Genomic DNA, 21,601 nt, shown 5'->3' with positions numbered 1-21,601 from the left:
CCTTAGTGTATGCATATAACCAAGTCCAAATACTTGCAATTCTGATTTTGTGGTAAAATCAGAGATCTCCACTATTGCAAAAAACACAGAAATCTAAATTAATGTACCGCCCCTATTTATTAACTCAGTTTAGGGTGAAATGAAGTAGAAATAATAAATTCAAAAAACAAGATGACGGCAATTCAAAAAAAAATAGCAACAGATTATTGGGTTAAGAAACTAGAAAACGCAGAAGTTGTTAGTTCTTCATTAGATATAGTCTTTTCTGAAGAAAAGATCTTTCTATCCCAAGAAGAAGTCAGTTATTTTGACAAGTTAACAAGTAAAGAACCTATGGCAGAATTAACTGTTCTATTAGCGATTTACGGAAACTTGATAGAAAGGTATTTTTCGAGTTTTGAAAAACAAATAGGGTATGAACCCTCTTCAGAGAACCCTCTAATTTTTTTTAAACCTTTAATTGCAGATTCTTCAACTTTTAAGGAATACTTGCAAGAGGTAAAAAAAGAGGTGCAAGAGGTATGTACTCATAAAAATTATGATCTAGATAGTTGGCACCAAAGAGTTCAAGGTAAAGAAATATCAGAATTATATTATTTTGGATTGTATATAGGGTCAGGCATAAAATCTAATAAAAATACGCCGGTACAAATAGGTTTTTCTAGGGGTTTACATAATGAAGTAGAAATCAAAATTATTTATAATCAAGATTTTATATCAGATTATTGTGCAAAACACTTTCTGAAAAATTTTAAAAATTGCTTGGTACATCTAACTCATTTAATTGATACGTCTTATGACCAGATTAGTATCCTTTCTGATAATGAATATACTCAAATTATTAGCAAGTTTAATACGACTAAAGAAGATTACCCTAGTCACAAGACGATTACAAAAGTTTTTGAAGATCAAGTCACAAAAACTCCTAATAGTATAGCTGTCGAATATGGAAAAACAAGGCTGAGTTATCAAGAGTTACATAAACGATCCAATCAATTTGGACATTATTTAAAAGAAAAATATGGTTTACAAATAGAGGATATAGTAGGAATTAAACTTGATAAAACAGAGCAATTACTTATTGTTATTTTGGGAATATTAAAATCAGGAGCTGCTTATTTACCAATTGATAGAAATTATCCCGAAGAAAGAATAACATATCTTCAAAAAGATAGTAATTGCAAACTAATTATCGATGATCAGGAGTTAGAGGTTTTTAATACTTCTATATCAAAATATCCCAAAGACGATATAACAACTACATGTAGTCCTAATAATTTGGCGTATGTAATGTATACATCAGGAACTACAGGGAACCCCAAAGGTGTAATGGTCGAACATAGAAATGTGATTAGATTAGTTAAACCTTGTTCTTTCTTTCAGCTTGGCGAAACACACACCTTGCTTAGTACCGGTTCTATTTCTTTTGACGCTACAATTATAGAGTTTTTCGGAACTTTATTAAACGGAGCAAAATTAGTATTGACTGAACAAAATAACTTATTAGTTACAGCTAGATTGGTTAATCTGATTAAGCATCATAAAGTTAATAGTATTTGGATGACGTCTTCCTGGTTTAATAAAGTGGTAGATGAAGACGTAGCGGTTTTTGAAGATATTGACAAGTTAATCGTTGGTGGAGATGTTGTTTCACCAAAACATGTTGCAAAAGTGTATGCGAAATACCCAAGTATACATATCGTTAATGGATATGGCCCAACTGAAAACACCACATTTTCTACGGCATTTCCTATTGAAAAAAAGAAATATAAAACCATTCCTATTGGTCGACCTATTGCAAACTCATCTGCCTATATTTTAGATAAAAAATTACGACCTGTCCCCATAGGAGTAGAAGGAAGACTTTATGTTTCTGGTGCAGGAGTAGCCAGAGGGTATCTAAATCGTGCAGAGTTGACTGCGAAAAAGTTTATAAAAAATCCATTTGTAGAGAACACAAGAATGTACGATACTGGGGATATGGCACGATGGCAACCCAATGGAGTTATTCAATTCAGTGGTAGAAAGGATTTTCAGGTAAAGATAAGAGGGTATCGAATAGAGTTAGAAGAAATAGAAAGAGTTGCCATACAATATTCTGATGCCTTAAAACAAGTAATTGTACTGGTCAAAGAAATCAATCATGAAAAAACTTTAGTCCTATTTTATGTTTCTTCTGTAGTGGTTAATAAAACAGATTTTAGAACATTTTTAAGCGAAAAATTACCCGATTATATGGTTCCGGGCTTTTATGTTCAGCAGGAATCTATACCACTAACTTCCCACGGCAAAGTAGATAGAAAAAAATTGCTTAGCTCAGAGAATATCGATGGGATTCGTAAAAAATATGTTGCACCAGAGAATGATCTAGAAAAGAAGTTAGTGGTGATATGGCAAGACGTTTTAAATACAAAACAGGTGGGCGTTACCGATAACTTCTTTGAGTTAGGTGGACATAGTCTAATGGTGGCACAGATAATCAATAGAATCCATAAATCCCTGAATAAAAATATCTCTTTTAGAGATTTTTTTGTCAACCCAACGATTAAAGAATTAAGCAGTAAATTGGTAGAAAACAAGTACGTTTCTATTAAGAAAGCATTAGAATCAGATAAGTATCCAGTAACGGCTTCACAAAATCGTTTATGGATACTAAGTCAGTTAGAAGGAGGCTCACTAGCATACAATATATCTAAAGCCGTTCAGATCAATGGGGGAATTACTATCTCGACCCTTCAGGAAGCTCTCGAGATAGTAATAGCAAGACATGAGGTGTTGCGTACTAATTTTGAGATAAATGAAAAAGGAGAGCTATATCAATATATTAAATCAGAAAATGAAATAGATTTTGGTATTGAAATTAGTGATTTTAGATCTAAGAAAGATAAGCAAATCGCAGTAGATACGTATATTCAAAAAAAGAACAGAATTCCCTTTGATTTAAGTCAAGCACCTCTACTAAGAGCTTCTATTATTCAATTAGAAGAAAACAAGTGTATCTTTTTTATTGATTTACATCATATTATAGGAGACGGTTGGTCAATCGAAATACTGATTTCAGAAATTATAACGTCATACAACACTTTATTGAAAGGAGAGACGGTTAACTTTCAGACACTGCCTATTCAATATAAAGACTATTCAGTTTGGATGAATAGTAGTTCTTATAAAGATTCTCAAAAAATATCAGAAGCATTTTGGTTAAAACAATTTGAAGGAGAACTCCCTGTATTAGAATTACCAAGTTTTAAGCCTCGTCCGCTAATTCAAACCTATAACGGAAAAGAAATAACACATTCTTTTTCAGAATCTTTTTTGGATAAAGTAAAGAAATTTTCTAGTGATCAGGAGGTTACCCTATTCATGACTCTTATGGCAGGAGTTAAGGTTCTATTGCATAGATATACGAATCAAAACGATATTATCATAGGAACACCAGTTGCCGGTCGTTCGCATCCCGAGCTAGAACAACAAATAGGTCTATATCTTAATACTCTTGCTATCCGAACAAAAATAGAAGATAATTTGTCTTTTACAGAGTTTTTAAGAAATCAGAAAAGTGCACTTATTAAGGCGTATGAGCATCAGGATTATCCTTTTGATGAGTTAATAAATAAATTAGATATACGAAGAGACACAAGCCGTTCTGCTTTATTTGACGTTATGATTATTTTGCAAAGTCAAAGTCAACTAAAGAGCATTCGCAATCCAGAAAGTCTACTAGGATTAGAATTAGTCGATTACGAATTAGATAGGAAAACATCTCAATTTGATTTGAGTTTTACTTTTGTCGAAAAACAAGAATTAGAGCTTACCCTAAGTTATAATACAGATATCTATGATGCATATTTTATTAGAAAAATATTTGATCATTTAGAGAATTGTATGCTTCAGGCAATTGAGTATCCAACTATCCATGTACAAAACCTTGATTTTTTAGGGTCTTCAGAAAAAAAACAACTATTTCAAGAATTTAAAGGCCCAGAAATTGCATACACAGATCAACAAAAGACACTCATACATTTGTTTGAAGAACAAGTAGATAAAACTCCCAATGATACAGCGGTTGTTTATGAAGGGAAAACCATGTCTTATAAGGAGCTTCATACAAAGTCTAATCAACTAGCTTTTTATCTTAAAGAATCCTATGCCATACAACCAGATGATTTAGTAGGTTTTAAACTAAAAAGAAGCGAGGATACTATTCTGGTTATTTTAGGCATATTAAAATCAGGAGCTGCATATGTACCCATTGATATTAACTATCCTCAAGAAAGGATTGATTATATCGAAAAGGATAGTAATTGTAAAGTAGTATTAGATGATAAAAAATTAAATCAATTTAAAAAGATAAAGAATAGATATTCAGATAGCACGGTAACTAACATCAATAGTCCAGAGCATCTGGCATATATCATATATACTTCTGGGACCACAGGAAAACCCAAAGGAGTAATGGTTGAGCATAGAAATGCAGTTGAGTTAATCAACTGGTCAATATCAGAATTTAATCCTTCAAAATTTGATATTGTGTATGCCGTAACTTCTCACTGTTTTGATTTATCGGTGTTCGAAATGTTTTATCCATTATCTATCGGAAAAAAAGTCCGTGTTTTAAATAATGCATTGGACCTTGATAAATACTTAAAAAAGGATACTAATATTTTATTAAATACGGTTCCATCTGTAATCCAAAAAGTAGTAGAGGAAAACTTAGATCTCACGAACATTTCTTATATAAATATGGCTGGAGAGGTTATCCCCGTTAATATTATAAAGCAACTTCCTCTAGATAAAATTGAAGTAAGGAATCTATATGGTCCATCAGAAGATACAACGTATAGTACAGGATATAAGATATCTGATAAGCACTATACTAATATTCCTATAGGGAAACCTTTGCCAAATACATCTGTATACATTCTTGATAAGGGGTTAAAGCCTGTTCCCATAGGTGTTACGGGGAATATGTATGTCTCTGGAGTAGGAGTGGCAAGGGGATATTTCAATAAAAAAGAGTTGACAGAAGACAAATTTATATCGAATCCTTTTTCTGATGGAGATAAGATGTATACCACAGGTGATATGGCGAGATGGTTGCCCGATGGAAACATAGAATTTTTGGGAAGAAAAGATGATCAAGTAAAGGTTAGAGGTTATAGAATAGAATTAGGTGAAATAGAAAGTGCTATTTTGAGCTTTGGTAAAGAATTGGCTCAGGTAGTCGTAGTGTGTAAAGAAGTACATAATGAAAAAACATTGGTAGCTTATTTTGTTTCTAACTCCTCTGTATCACCTTCTCAATTGAGAACATACTTAATAGATAAGCTTCCAGAATATATGATACCTGCTTTCTTTATAGAATTGCCTAATCTCCCACTTACCCCTAATGGTAAAATAAATAAAAAAGAATTGCCAGACATTTCGGGAGAACAAGTAATCAAAAATACATATACTGAGCCGGTAACGCATGAAGAAAAAATAGCTGTACAGATATGGCAAGAAATTTTGGGAATAGAAAAGATAGGAACAAATGATAATTTTTTCGAATTAGGGGGACATAGTTTAAAGGCTGTAAGACTGATCAATCAAGTAAATAAAGAGCTAGGAATACATTTAGAAATTAAGGATATATTTCGTTATCCTACCATAAAATCTCTTCTAAGTACACCTCACTTGCTTGCTGAATTTTTGGCAATTCCTCAAATCGAGCATAGAGATAGCTATCCCGTTACTCCTGCACAACAGCGGTTATGGATAATAAGCCAATTTGCCGAAGGAAATAAAGCTTATAATATTCCTAATATTATTGAGCTAAAAGGACATCTAGATATTACCGTCTTAGAATCGGCAGTTTTGACATTGATTCATAGACATGAGAGTTTAAGAACTTTTTTTAAGGTTTCTGAAGAAGGAGAGATTAGACAATGTATACTTCAGAAGGAAAAAGTAAAGCTTAATGTAAAGGTTCACGATATAAAAGAAGAAAATAAAGAGGAATCAATTACAAAAATTTTAGATCAAGTATTGACACACAGTTTTGACTTGACCCAAGCTCCATTATTACAAATAGAGGTAATAAGGAGATCAGAATTAGAGCATATTGTGGTATTAAATTTACATCATATTATTGGTGATGGTTGGTCTATGGAAGTTTTATTAAACGAAATAAAATTTATTTATACTGCATTAAAAAATAATACCCCAATTCCACTTCAAGAATTAACAATTCAATATAAGGAGTATGCTAGCTGGTTACAAAGTGAGGACATGCAATTCTCTTTCAAAACTTCAGAGAACTACTGGAAAGATCAATTCTCAGGGGATATTCCGGTACTAGAATTGCCCTCTACTCTAAAACGCCCTAAAGTAAAAACATATAAAGGCAAGTCTACCAGATATCAATTCTCTACAACCTTTGCACAGTCATTGAAGCAATTTGTTAAAGACTCAGAGGCCACTCTGTTCATGGGATTAATGGCTGGGTTGAAAGGACTGTTTTATCGATATACAGGTCAAACAGATATTGTTTTAGGAACTCCCGTGTCAGGAAGATCGCATTCAGATTTAGAAAATCAAATAGGGTTGTTTATCAATACACTTGCCATACGAACAAGTTTTGATCAATCTATTTCCTTTGAAGAGCTTTTGGAGCTAGAAAAAGTAACGCTATTGTCAGCCTATGAGCATCAGGAATATCCTTTTGATACATTAGTTGAACAATTAGAGATTAAAAGAGATGTATCTAGGTCTGCCTTATTTGATGTTATGGTTGTTTTGCATAATCAGCAACAAATTCTAAAAGACGAAGCAAAATTTACAGGTTTAGAAATAGAACATTATCCCTATGAAAATCGTGGGAGTAGTCATTTTGATATCAGCTTTTTATTCGAGGAAAATGATTCAGAAATATCAGTGACAGTAGAATTTAACAGTGATATTTATCAAAAGAAATTTATAGAACGACTTACCAAACATTTAGAACAGTTTATTATTCTGGTGACTCAAAATCCTAAGGAATCAATTAGTAATCAGGATTATTTAACTCAAGAAGAGAGATTTACCATTTTGTCTGACTTTAGTAATAATCAATTTTCTCTTTTGGATACAAAAGAAGATACCTTGGTAACCTTATTAGAGAGTCAAGCCAATATAACACCCACAGGTATTGCAGTGCTATCTGGTGATAAAGAGATTACGTATATGCAATTGCAAGAAAGGTCAAATCAATTAGCTCATTGTTTGATTGAGAAATATCGGGTAAAGAAAGGGGATTTTATTGGTGTTAAATTGGTTAGAAATGAATTGATGGTGATTGCATTAATGGGTATTATAAAAGCAGGAGCGACCTATGTACCGATAGATCTAAATTATCCCAAAGAGCGTATTGATTATATAGAATCTGATAGTCAATGCAAGTTTACAATTACAGACACTTTTATTCAAGATTTTGAACCTGAAGATTGGCCGAAAAGTTTACCTGGGATTCATATTAGTTCACACGATTTGGCTTATATAATCTATACCTCTGGGTCAACAGGAAAACCTAAAGGAGTGCAGATAAATCACAAAAATGTGGCTGCTCTAATCAATTGGAGTAAAGAAGAGTTTAAAAATACTCCATTTGATATTGTTTATGCGGTTACTTCTTATTGTTTTGATTTGTCAGTCTTCGAAATGTTTTATCCACTAAGCACCGGAAAAAAAGTACGTATTTTAGAAAATGGATTGGTAATTCCTTCTCAATTATCAAAAGATAGAAAGGTACTTATCAATACCGTACCATCTGTTATAGAAGATTTGTATTCTAGAGGCATTTCGTTTGATAATGTTTCGGCAATCAATATGGCGGGAGAGCCTATACCTGTAGGGTTGAGTAACAATTTGATAGATTTTCCGATTGAATTAAGAAATTTATACGGACCATCAGAGGATACAACTTATAGCAGTTGTTATCGTATTCAAAAAAAGTATGAAGAGGCACTCCCAATTGGCAAACCGATAAGTAATACACAATTTTATATTTTTTCAGAACAAATGCAACTTCAACCAGAGGGAGTTATTGGCGAATTATGTATCTCAGGAGATGGTTTAAGCAATGGGTATCTCAATCGAGAGAACTTAACTAACGAATTATTTATAGAAAACCCTTACAAAAAAGGGAGTATTATATATAAAACAGGGGATTTGGCGAGTTGGATGCCAGACGGTAACGTACGCTTCTTTGGTCGCAAGGATGATCAGGTAAAAGTAAGAGGGTATCGCATAGAATTGGGAGAAATTGAAAAAACGCTGTTACTAGAAAAAAACATCTCACAGGCTGTAGTATTGGTTAAAGATCACAAAGGGGATAAGTTAATTGTGGCCTATTTGCAAGGAGATACTATTGATAGTATACAAGTAAAAGAAAATATTAGTAAATCTCTACCTGCTTACATGATTCCTGCTTCTTTTATCATTATTGATAAATTACCCTTAACACCCAATGGAAAAACGGATAAAAAAGCATTGCTAAAACTGGATACTTTTGAGGTAGCATTACAAAATTATCAAGCCCCTACATCTGAAACGGAAAAAGAATTAGTCAACATCTGGCAAGAAATACTTGGGCTTGAAAAAGTAGGTGTTAAAGATAGTTTCTTTGAATTAGGAGGAAATAGTTTAAGAGCCATGAAACTTATATTTATAATTGAAAATAAGTTTGATGTTCCTATTGATGTTCAACAAGTTTTTGAGAATCCGACTATCGAATTTCTGGCTATAACCATTGATAATTTCAAATGGTCTTTTCAGAAAAAAGACGACTTAAAAAAGATAGTGATTTAGACTTTTTCAAGTCTTAGTTGACCATTTTTCAATTTTAAAAACAAGCTACAAAGATGTATTCTAGATCTAAGATGCATTAGGCTTGATAATTACCTTTATTAAGCAAAATATTCATAAAAATATCACACAAATAATATGGACGGGATTCAAGTTTTAATTAAAGACCTTAGAGTTAAAGGAATTTTACTAAATTATTCTAATGGAAATTTAGAAATACAACAAGTAGATAATATAGATATAACCGAAAGTGATATTGCGGTTATAAGAGCGAATAAAGAAGACATTATAAGGTATTTAAAATCTTTAATGTCCAGAACGAAGCTTGAGTCAATTTCAAAAGTAAAAAAGGCTGATACCTATCCCGTTTCTTCGTCACAACGTAGGTTATGGATTCTAAGTCAATTAGAAGATACATCGAGTTCATATAATATGCCATATCATACAACGTTGGACGAAGGGTATGACCTCCCTGTTTTTAAGAAAGCTATCGAAAAGACTATTGCAAGGCATGAAATTTTGAGAACTATTTTTGTGTCAACGGATTTAGATGAAATAAAACAAAAAATTCTTACTCCTGAAGCATTAGGGTTTAAAATAGAAGAGATTGATTACAGAGAAGATAGTGATGCAGAGACCCAAATACTCGAGTACATAGAAAAGGATTCTTATCAACCTTTTAATCTCGAAAAAGGTCCTCTTTTGAGAGCAAGTTTATTAAGACGTTCGGATACCGAATATGAGTTTTACTTTAACATGCATCATATTATTAGTGATGGATGGTCTCTTAAGATATTGATGAATGATATCATAACTAATTATAAAGCATTATTAAATAATAATGAAAAAGCAATTCCCTCCTTAGGTATTCAGTATAAGGATTTTGCTAATTGGCAAAACATCAATTTAACTTCAGATAAAAGTAAAGAAGATAAAACCTTTTGGATGGAGACCTTACAAGGAGAAATCGCTACTTTGGATTTGCCAAGTACTAAGATTAGACCAAGTTTAATGAGTCATTCGGGATATAGTTTAGGAATGAAAATCCCGTCAGAAGTAACTAATAGGTTACAAAACTATTGTGTAGAAAAAGGAACCAGTCTTTTTATGGGACTCCTAGCTTCTTGGAATGTCCTTTTGCATAGGTATACATCACAAAATGATATTGTTTTGGGTTCTCCAGTAAGTGGCAGAGAACATACCGAACTTGCAAATCAAATAGGGTGCTATGTTAATACTATTGCATTAAGAAATCAAATATGCTCTAATAGTAACTTTGACCAAATTATAAAACAAATAAAAGAATCTACACTAAAAGCCTATGCGCATCAAACATATCCTTTTGATCAGGTGATTGATGCATTAGAGATAGAAAGTAACCCAAGTAGAAGTAAACTTTTTGATATTTTACTTGTTTTTCAAGAGGAAGAAGAGATGTCTGTTGCTAAGGGAAAACAAGAAGGACTTATTATTGATGGTGGGCATAAAAAATCCAAACTTGACTTAGAAATTGTTTGTCATAAAGGGAACAATGAAATATTTTTAGAGTTAATATACAATACTGATGTATATGAAAAAGAAATGATAGAAAGGGTACTCTCTCATTATCTTGTTTTATTAGAAAAAATCATAGATACTCCAGAAATTGGGATAGGAAATATAGATTATTTATTACCAAAAGAAAGGGAACAACTCCAAAGTTTTAATGATAATGATTTTGATTATCAAAGTGATAAAACCATATTAGACCTTTATCAAATACAGCTAGGCAAAAATAGTGATGCAATAGCAATACAATATGAAGATAGAAAAATAACATTTCTTGAGTTAGATCATATCTCTAGTCAATTTGCAAATTACTTAACCGCTACTTATTCTATTACAAAAAATCAAATTGTCGCTGTTCGACAAGATAGAAGTGAGTGGATGTTGATTTCTATTTTGGCAATACTCAAGACCGGAGCAGGATATCTTCCTATTGATCCAGAATATCCTCAGGAACGATTAAATTTTATAAAAGAAGATAGTCAGTATATCCTATGTGTCGATCGTAAAGAAGTAGATAATTTTCTAGAACATCAGAAATTATGGGATACTAATTTTCAATATAAAGAAAGTTCCCCCGAAGACTTAGCATATGTGATTTATACCTCAGGATCAACGGGCGTGCCAAAAGGAGTAATGAATAACCACTCTGGTTTATACAATAGACTAATGTGGATGAAAGATGATTTGTTAATAACCGAAGAAGACAAAATTTTACAAAAAACACCTTATACCTTTGATGTTTCTGTGTGGGAATTAATAATGCCGTTGATAACAGGTTGTCGATTAATTTTTGCAAAACCAGAAGGTCATAAAGACCCTATCTATCTTCAGGAGATAATAAAGAACACTCAAGTAACTATACTTCATTTTGTTCCATCAATGTTAAGTGCTTTTTTATTAGATGTATCTCAAGAGCAATGTAGTTCCCTAAAACATGTAGTCTGCAGTGGTGAGGCATTGTCTAAAGAAACAGTTCAAGAATTTAAAGAAAAACTACCGACAATATCTATTCATAATTATTATGGCCCTACAGAAGCAGCAATTGATGTAACTGCGATTGACCTTACCAAAGAAAATATAGATAATGGAGTAACCATAGGAGCTCCTGTAGCCAATACAAACATATATATAACAAATGACGTGCTTAGAGAGCAGCCCATTGGAGTAGTTGGAGAGCTAATTATTGGTGGAGTTCAAGTTGCACGAGGATATTTGAATAGAGAAGAACTCAATAAGGATAAATTTATTAAAAGCCCTTTTAAGCAAGGAGAAAAACTATATAAAACAGGAGACCTTGCAAGATGGCTGCCTAATGGAACTATTGAGTTTGTTGGAAGAAAAGATAGCCAAGTAAAAATAAGAGGCAATCGTATTGAATTAGGAGAGATAGAAAAAAGTATACAAAAGTCTAATTTGATCAAAAATGCAGTTGTATTAGTTAAGAAGAATCCAAACAATGCCCTTCAATTGGTAGCATACGTAGTTGCGAATAAGAATTTTGATAAAGATTTGGTTCAGAGGTTTTTGATGGATCAATTGCCAAGTTATATGGTTCCGTCAATATGGATAGAACTTTCGGAGATGCCATTAACCTCAAATGGTAAGATTAATAGAAAAGCGTTGCCAGAACCGAATTTAAGTTTAGAAGATAGAAATGAAAACGTTGGAGCACGAAATAAAAATGAAAGTAAACTCATTCATTTATGGCAGGAAGTACTAGGGGTAGAAAACATAGGAATTCATGACAATTTTTTCCATATAGGAGGAGACTCAATTATAGCAATACGATTGATCAGTAAAATCAATAAGAGTTTTAATCTTTGTTTGGGAGTGGATCAATTGTATAAAAATCAGTGTATTGCGGATTTTTCTAAAAATATAACTAGCACAGAGAAAACTTCAGATCTCAAAATTGAATTGTATTCTAAAGTGAAGAAAAGTATAGAGCAATTAAGAGAAGAGGTAGTAACACAAATCTTAGATGTTAATAACATCGAAGATATATTTCCGCTTAGTGATATTCAGAGAGGAATGATGTTTTCTTCCTTAATGAATGAAGGAAAAGCAATATACCACGATCAGTTTGCTTATAAAATCTCTAGAGTAAACGTCAAAAGTTTTGAAAAAGCCTTGGCATTAATGATAGAAAAGCATGCTATGCTAAGGACGGGCTTTGATCTAGAAACCCATAACGAACCTATTCAAATAGTATATAATAACATTTCATATTCTATAGATTATAAAGAACTAAGTCATCTCTTGGCACAGGAGCAAATAGAGTATATCTCAGAATACATTCACAATGAGCGTAAGCGCCCATTTAATTTTTCTATAGCGCCTTTATGGAGATGCTCTATATTTAATCTAAATACGGATACAAGTGTTTTTTTATTTCAATTTCATCATTCTATTTTAGATGGATGGAGTGTTGCCTCTTTTAATACAGAATTATTTCAAATATATTCGAATTTAGAAAAGGGGATAGATACAAAGATAGAACCGTTGTCATATGGATATAAAGAATCCGTGATTTGGGAATTGGCAGAAAAAAGGGATGAAAGTAATATCGAATTCTGGAAACAGGAGTTGATGGATTATAAGAGGTTGGATATTTTTTCAGAGGAGACAGAAAAGAGTCAATATAGAAAACTATACCCTAAGGAGTTTTTAAATAAACTACGAGAAAAATCAGGAAAAGATCAAATATCTTTAAAAACCGTTTTATTAGGGGCTTATGTTTATGCCTTAAAAATGTTGACTTATGAAGATGATATTGTTGTTGGTTTGGTTTCTAATAATCGACCAGTTGTAGAGGATGGGGATAAAATTTTAGGCTGTTTTTTAAATACCCTACCCGTAAGATTTAAACTAGGAAAATATAGATCATCTACATGGTTAGAGTATTTACAAGGGCTAGAAAGGGAACAAGTTAATCTAAAAGATAAGGAGGGCTTAACCTTATTCGAAATTTCTAAACAAGTACCTAATCAATCTAACAATGAAAATCCTTTTTTTGATGTTTTATTTGATTTTATTGATTTTCATATTTATGATGATATAGGAATAGATTTAGAACAACAAAACAACCATTCATCTGGGTATGTTGAGGATCTTTCTTATGAAGCCACAAATACGTTTTTGGATTTGACGTTAAGTGCTACGGGAAATCAATTAAACTTTGATTATAAATTGAATCGCAAGTTTAATTCAGAAGTTTCATTGTATAAATTTCATGGATATGTTGATTCAATTTTGCAGCATTATTTAGAACATGATGATTGTGTGATCGATAATCAAGAGATTCTTAGTAGCAAGGAAATTACTAACGTTCTTTTAGATCCGAGCAATATAATACCAAAACATACAGATACAATAGTAGACTTATTTACAAATCAGGTAGATCAAACCCCAGAGAAAATAGCCATTGTTTTTGGTAATCAAAAAATCACTTACCAAGAGTTAGATGAATTGACGAATCAATTTGCCAATTACCTAAGATCAAGTTTTTCTGTAGGTTCTGAGCACCTGATTGGAGTAATGTTAGAAAGAGATTTATGGGTATTGGTCTCTATGTTATCAATAAATAAGTTGGGGGCAGCTTATGTTCCTATTGATACTAATTTCCCCAAAGAACGAAAAGAATACATTAAGAAAGATAGTCAATATACCTGTTGCATAGATGAACAGAAAATAACAAATTTCATTAAAAATCAATCGTCCTTTTCTAAAACGATGGCACCAATTTCAATTGATGTTAACCATAGGACTTATGTCATATATACCTCAGGAACCACGGGAAATCCTAAAGGTGTCATGGTCTCTCATGGCAATTTGGTTTCATTTGTAGATAACTTTCAGGAAGAATTCAAGTTTTTGGGGTTGAATAAAATTGCACTGACGACGAATGTGACTTTTGATATTTCGGTATTAGAGATTTTAGGAGCTCTTTGTACAGGAAAAGAGCTGCATTTGTTCAATATGGATGAGCTTCTCGATCCAATAAAAATAATGAATAAATTACAGGAGCAAGAAATTGAGATTCTACAAGTTACGCCATCAAGATTAGCACAGTTGTACGATACTAAGAAATCATTTGTTCAAAGTTTGAAAGTAATGCTAGTAGGAGGAGAAGCAATGGATGTTAATATGTATGATCGATTAAAACAAGAGTCTTTTCAATCGATAAATGTTTATGGACCAACAGAAACTACAATCTGGTCTTCTTCACTCTTGATAAAAGACAGTCCACAACTCTCTATAGGTAAACCTTTGAGGAATGAGCATGTTTGTATATTAGATGCAAACAATCAGTTACAGCCAAAAGGAGTGGTTGGAGAAATTTGTATCGGAGGAGCAGGGGTAACATTAGGGTACCTTAATAAACCCCAACTGACTTTAGAAAAATTTATAAGTAATCCTTATCTCAAAGATTCTCGGTTATATAAAACAGGGGATTTAGGAAAATGGTTACCAGATGGTAATCTTCAATTTCTAGGAAGAAAAGATGATCAGGTAAAAATTAGAGGGTATCGCATAGAATTAGGAGAGATAGAAGGTGCGCTTCTTAGATATGAAAGTATTGATAATGTTATTGTTTTGGCAAAAAAAGTTTCAGGAAAAGAACCACAATTAGTGGCTTATTTTCATGCTTCAACGTCAATAGAAGTGTCTGTAATAAGATCATTTTTAAAAGATATTTTACCGATATATATGATTCCTTCTTATTTTGTTCAAATGACTACATTTCCTTTAACCACAAGTGGTAAAATAGACAGGAAATCTTTACCGAATCCTAAAGAACAAGCAATAAGAAGAGATACTGCGTTTGTGGCTCCAGAAACCGCAAAAGAGAAGCAGATTTCAGAATTATTAATTGAATTTTTCAGAATATCGAAAATAAGTATTGAAGATGACTTCTTTGAGCTAGGAGGAGACTCTCTTCAGGCCATGTCATTTATAAACTTACTCAATAAAAAGACAGGGCACGAAATCTCCTTAGTCGACCTCTATCATAATCCTACAATAAAGTCATTGGCAGTATTTCTTGAAAATGAAGAATGGCTTAGTCGTGAGGTAGAAACCACTAATGAGATGGTTATATAAATAATTTAGAGAAATAACTAGTAATCACACCCTTTTTAAACCCGCTTTATACTATAAAACTTTGTAAAGAGGCTTGAGCATATAATGAAGACTGATTTTTTTTGAATGTAGGATGGCACCTTTACGGTTATCTTAAAAAAATACAGGGGAAAGATAGTCTTTAGAATGGTTTTAAGTCAAAATAGGTTTTCTGTTGTATAAAACGGGTCAAAGTTAGATAGCTATCAAATGTTTATAGTATGTGTGTCAGAAATGTTATTCACGATACTTCAAACGAATTTTGTAAAAAAAAGACAACAAACCCTTGTTACTAAAAAAATAATACTACCGTGGACAAATTAATAGAGAAATTAAGAAAAGAAGACATATTTATTTCGTTAGATCAGGATAATCTTAAAATCAATTTTAACGGAAATCAATTGTCTGCAGAGATAGTAGAAGAACTAAAAGCAAATAAAAATGATTTAATAACCTATCTAAAAAAACTGAATGCAAAATCAAAATATAAGGACATTCCATTGGTTCATAGAGAAGATAATAAATATACGCTTTCTTCCTCTCAAAAAAGATTATGGATTTTAAGCCAGTTCGAAGATGCTTCAAGATCCTATAACATGCCGTTTCAGGTTACGCTAAAAGGAAAGTATTCTATTGAAAATTTTAAGAAGGCTATTTTTTCTGTTGTAGAAAGGCATGAAATATTGAGAACCGTATTTAAGACAAAGGAGAACAACGAGGTATTTCAAGCCATTTTGCCAATAGAAGCAACTAATTTTAAAATAGAATATCAAGATTTTAGAAAGAAAGAAGAGATAGAGAAATGTGTAGATCAATATATCAAAGAAGATTCTTATAGATTATTTGATCTCGAACAAGGACCTCTATTGAGAGCAAGTATACTACAAGTTTCTGAAGAAGAATTTGTTTTTTACTATAATATGCACCATATCATTTGCGATGCATGGTCTTTTAATGTCTTAAAAAATGATGTTTTCCAATTTTACAATTTTTATAACGAAGGAACTCCTCTGCAATTAGAAACCTTACAAATTCAATATAAGGATTATGCCAATTGGCAGCAAAGTCAATTGAACGAAAATGCCTTACAAGTTCATAAAGAATTTTGGATCAATAAGAAGCTGACAGATTTTCCTAGACTAAATCTTCCTACTTCTAATTCTAGGCCCAAAGTTAAGACTAATAATGGTCGTAGTTTAAGTATCTATCTTGATAAAGAGCTTACTGCTGGGGTACAGACTTTTGTTAGTAATCAAGGGGGAAGTATGTTTATGGGGTTACTATCGGTTTTTAAATTACTTCTTTTTAAATATACTAATCAGAGGGAGTTGACAGTAGGTACATTAGCAGCGGGAAGAGATCATATGGATTTAGAAAATCAAATAGGTTTTTATGTAAACGCTTTAGTTTTAAGTAGTAAAATAAATCCGAAAGATTCTTTTGCAGATTTTTATAGTAAAGTAAAGGAGGATACACTAGAGGTGTTTTCTCATAGGACATATCCATTTGATTTATTGGTAGAAGATTTAGAATTGAAAAATGACCCTGGGAGAAATGCCTTATTTGATATTTTATTGGTCCTTCAGAATACAGGAGAAACGATAAAAGATTATGAGATAGATCCATCTGTATTAGATTCGATAGAGGATTGTGGAGAAATTTTTTCCAGATTTGATTTAGAAATTAATCTAAAAGAAGTAGGTCCTTATTTACGAATGGACTTTAATTTTAATACCGATCTTTATGAGGTTGATTTTATAAGGGGTATGATGCTTCATTTTAAGAAGTTATTGTCATCTGTTTTAAGCGATATTAATCTTCCGCTACATACTTATAATTGCCTATCGAAATTGGATCAAAAGGAATTATTAACCTATTTTAATGATACAGAGGTAAATTTTAAAGAATCAGGAACCATTGTAGACTTATTTTTATCACAAGTGCTGGATAAACCTGAAGCTATTGCAGTGTCGTACGAAGGCACAGAGTTGACATATAAGGATCTGGATTCACTCTCTAATCAGATGGCAAATTATCTTGCATCAGTTCATGCTTTATCCAAAGGAGATTTGGTAGGTGTAAAAGTTGAAAGAAGTGAGTGGTTAGTTGTAAGCATTTTAGCATTATTGAAATTAGGATGTGCGTATGTTCCCATAGATCCGTTATATCCCTCAGAAAGGATTTCTTTTATAGAAGAGGATAGCACAATAAAATTGTGCATAACAAATACTTTTCTTGAATCATTTCGATCTGTTTTTCAGGATTTTTCTGAAGAATTTGTTAAAGTTTCAGTACCCAATTCATCACTAGCTTATATGATATATACATCAGGTTCTACTGGCCGACCCAAAGGGGTCATGGTGAGTCATGGATCGTTATTTAACTATCTTTTGTGGTGTCGTGCTTATTATTTTCCTTCGGGTGAGGCCAGTGATTTTGGCTTATATACCTCTTTGTCGTTTGATTTAACAGTTACCAGCTTGTTTTTACCAATGATAAGCGGAGGTAAACTTACTGTTTTTGGTAGTGATAATGATATTTCGGATCTTCTCAGAAATTATGCATCAAAGGCTATCGAGTGTATTAAACTTACGCCCGCACATATTACAATTTTAGGTAGTCTGGGATTAGAAAAGCTATCTGCAAATAAGGCTATTATAGGGGGTGATATTTTACACCCATCGCAGGTTGCCATTTTACGTGGCCTCAACCCAGAAATTCAAATTTATAATGAATACGGACCTACCGAAGCAACAGTAGGTTGTATTGTCGAAGAAGTCAACCCAGAAGATTCTCCTATTTTAATCGGGAAACCGATATCTAATACCAAAGTTTATATTTTAGATGACAATCAATCGCTTGTACCTAAAGGGGTTGTAGGAGAATTATATTTAGGAGGAGATTGCCTATCAATGGGGTATTGGAATCGACCAGAATTAACCAAAGAACGTTTTGTTTCAGACCCCTTTAACTTCAATAATGTTATTTATAGAACTGGAGATATAGGATATTGGACTCAGGATGGCCGTATCATTTTTTTAGGTAGGAATGATGATCAAGTTAAGGTGCAGGGGTACAGAATCGAACTAGGTGATGTAGAGTCTACTTTATTATCACACCCATCTGTAGAAGAAGGAGCCATTATTAGTTCAACTAATGAAGAGGGGATTTTAGAACTAATAGGGTGTTTTACCAGTCGAGTTTCAGTTTCCATTTCTGATTTACGATCTTTTTATAAAGAAAGACAACCAGACTATATGATTCCTAGTCATTTTAAACAATTAGAAGAATTACCTCTAACGGTTAATGGTAAGGTAGATCGCAAAGCGTTGATTTCTATGGAGCTGTTTTTAGATGATCATTGTAAAGATACATATGAGGCACCGAGTAATGAAATAGAATCGAAAATAATAACTTTATGGGAGTCTATTCTCAAAAGAGAAAAAATAGGGGTCAATGACGATTTTTATGAATTGGGAGGTAATAGTCTAAAGTTAATTCGGTTGATGAACGAATACCATAAAATGTTTAACGTAAAGTTACATATGAAAGCTCTTTTTAAAGCTTCATCACTATTGTCTCATGCTACATTGGTTGCATCGGCCATAACCGATGCCTATATTGCAATACATCCAGCAGCAGCAGAGAGTAGCTACCCCTTATCTTTTTCACAATCTGCTTTATGGATGTTGAGCCAACATGAGGAACGTTCGGTAGCTTATAATATCCCTGTTATGATCCCTCTAGATGGGGTACATGATATTTCTATGTTTAACAAAGCTGTACTATCAGTTATTTCGAGGCATGAAATTTTAAGAACTTTTTTTAAAGAGGACGATAATAATGAAGTAAGACAATGGGTTGCACCAATAGAATCAATAGATTTTAAGATAACGTATAAGGACTATAGGTATTCTGATCAAGGAATAACATTAGCAAATAAATATGTACAAGAGGACGCTTATCAAGAATTTAATTTTTCTGAGGCACCTTTATTACGTTCTGTATTATTTCATATATCGGATGAGGAGTATCTCTTGTATTTTAATATGCACCATATTATTACTGATGAGGTGTCAATGAATGTTTTAAGACAGGATGTACTAAAATATTATAATCACTATGTACATAAAGATGACTTAGGGCTTTCTGCTTTACCTATTCAATATAAGGATTTTGCAGTTTGGCAAAAAAAGCGTTTTAAGGAAGGAGAATATGATGCTGACCGTTCGTATTGGTTATCAAAACTGTCAGGAGAGTTACCTGTTTTAGATTTGCCAAAACAAAAAGATAGGCCTTCAATAAAAACGTATACGGGGTATAGCCTTGGGGCTTATATTGATCGATCTGTAAGTGCTAAATTACGAGATTTTTGTAAAAAATCCGGAGGCAGTCTGTTTATGGGAGCATTATCAGCATGGTATGTTTTATTCCATAAATATACAGGACTAAATGACCTTGTTTTAGGAAGTCCCGTATCAGGAAGAAATCACGCAGATCTTAAACAGCAAATAGGCTGCTATACCAATAATATAGCTTTGAGGCAGGAATTAAATCCTAGTGATAATTTCAATGCCTTTTTTAGTCAAGTAAAAGAATCCATGCTTGATAATTATGCACATCAATTGTATCCATTTCATCGAGTGTGTGAAGAGCTAGATTTGAAGAATAATCTAGGTAGGAATTATATTTTTGATGTTATGTTTTCCTTTCATATTGCAACGGAAGAAACCGAAAAGGTTGCTGTTTCTTATACAGATATTATACAGGAAATAGGTGATGTACGCTCTAAATTAGATATTTTAATTAATTTTTATGAATATGGAGAATATTTATATTTTGAGATTAATTATAACACCGATATCTATGATCAGGCAACAATTAGAGAATTGATGAATAGTTATCGATTGCTTCTCGAAAAATTAGTAAATAATCCTTCTTCTATCATCTCAGAAATTAATTATGAGTTAGAAATCGCTAAGTCTAAGTTCAATAAGAATAAACAAAAACTTAGATTGTTATCAGTGAAATAAGTATTGATTTAAAAAAGGTACTGACTTGTAAATCAGTAATAATGTACTTCGTTATAGAAATTAATAATCGAAAATAGCCCATCTTTATGGTTAATATTTTGTATTCACAAGTTTCAGAAAAGAATCATGAGCTGTTAATAAATGAATTCTTGAGGAATTACTCTGATGGTTTTCAGGACAAAGTTATGAAGTATAGAGATTGGAAAGATGCACAATTATCATTATTAGGAAGAATTCTTTTAGAACATGGAGTAAAAGAACAAAATAAAGTGTCCTATAAGCATGAAATAAAATATACGACTTTTAATAAACCATATTTTGAAGATGAGACAATAAAGTTTAATATATCTCATTCAGGAAATATCGTTGTGTGTGCAATAACCAAAAATTCTGAAATAGGCATAGATATTGAGGTTATTAAGGATATTGATATCAATGATTTTCGGTGTCAGATGACAAATTTTGAGTGGAGAAGGTTGGTTGATTCAGCTAATCTTAGAGAATCGTTTTTCGATTATTGGACACAAAAAGAAGCAGTGATAAAAACTGACGGAAGAGGACTTTCTATTCCGTTGAAATCTTTTGAAGTTATTAATGGCCAAACCAATATCAATAAATCTTGTTTCTCTCTAAAAGAAATAAAATTAGATCACAACTACAAATGCCATTTGGCAATTAAAGACAGGAGACCTATAATAATCAATAAGATTCAATTTTTGAATTCATCAATTTTTTTGGATTCCTGATTTAACATCGAACAATTTGCATATAGTAAAAAACCTAGTACCTAGTATATCTGAATAGGTGTACGTAGTATTCTTTTTTAACCTTACGATGCCTTATTTAGGATAATCAATATCATTAAGTGAAAAATAAAATGGTTCTGATGTCATGCAGAGCCTTAATGATTTTCAATTTTGAATAGATTTTCAGATGTAAACATCGGATTTATTATTAGCTTATTTACCAAAGCCAGACAAAATTGTCTGGCTTTTTTGTTGGGGATTATTACATTTATACTCCAAGGATATAGTTAATAAGGTAACTATATATCCAGATATTAATGAATATAGTTA

General features: G+C 32.3%; 4 protein-coding genes. All 4 read left to right on the top strand.

Annotated elements, in window-relative coordinates:
* The first annotated feature begins 171 nt into the window (after positions 1 to 171).
* A complete protein-coding gene (locus DZ60_RS0115425) occupies positions 172 to 8,826 on the top strand; it encodes a non-ribosomal peptide synthetase (RefSeq protein WP_025742941.1) in 8,655 nt (2,884 codons plus the stop codon).
* A 135-nt stretch (positions 8,827 to 8,961) separates the two neighbouring features.
* Complete coding sequence (locus DZ60_RS0115420; protein WP_025742940.1) at positions 8,962 to 15,474, top strand: non-ribosomal peptide synthetase; 6,513 nt, start codon at positions 8,962 to 8,964, stop codon at positions 15,472 to 15,474.
* A 329-nt stretch (positions 15,475 to 15,803) separates the two neighbouring features.
* Positions 15,804 to 20,525, top strand: a complete 4,722-nt coding sequence (locus DZ60_RS0115415; protein WP_025742939.1) for a non-ribosomal peptide synthetase — start codon at positions 15,804 to 15,806, stop codon at positions 20,523 to 20,525.
* An 86-nt stretch (positions 20,526 to 20,611) separates the two neighbouring features.
* Entirely contained in the window at positions 20,612 to 21,271 is a 660-nt protein-coding gene (locus DZ60_RS0115410; RefSeq protein ID WP_025742938.1) for a 4'-phosphopantetheinyl transferase family protein, read from the top strand.
* The last annotated feature ends 330 nt before the right edge of the window (positions 21,272 to 21,601 follow it).

The organism is Aquimarina pacifica (assembly GCF_000520955.1).
Taxonomy (GTDB): domain Bacteria; phylum Bacteroidota; class Bacteroidia; order Flavobacteriales; family Flavobacteriaceae; genus Aquimarina; species Aquimarina pacifica.
Note: the sequence above shows the minus strand (reverse complement) of the source record. Positions and strands in the feature narration are given on the sequence as shown.

What these genes read in the sequence shown, in the direction of transcription:
- DZ60_RS0115420 (WP_025742940.1), top strand. Translation starts at nt 8,962, where the DNA reads ATGGACGGGATTCAAGTTTTAATTAAAGACCTTAGAGTTAAAGGAATT.
- DZ60_RS0115410 (WP_025742938.1), top strand. Translation starts at nt 20,612, where the DNA reads ATGGTTAATATTTTGTATTCACAAGTTTCAGAAAAGAATCATGAGCTG.
- DZ60_RS0115425 (WP_025742941.1), top strand. Translation starts at nt 172, where the DNA reads ATGACGGCAATTCAAAAAAAAATAGCAACAGATTATTGGGTTAAGAAA.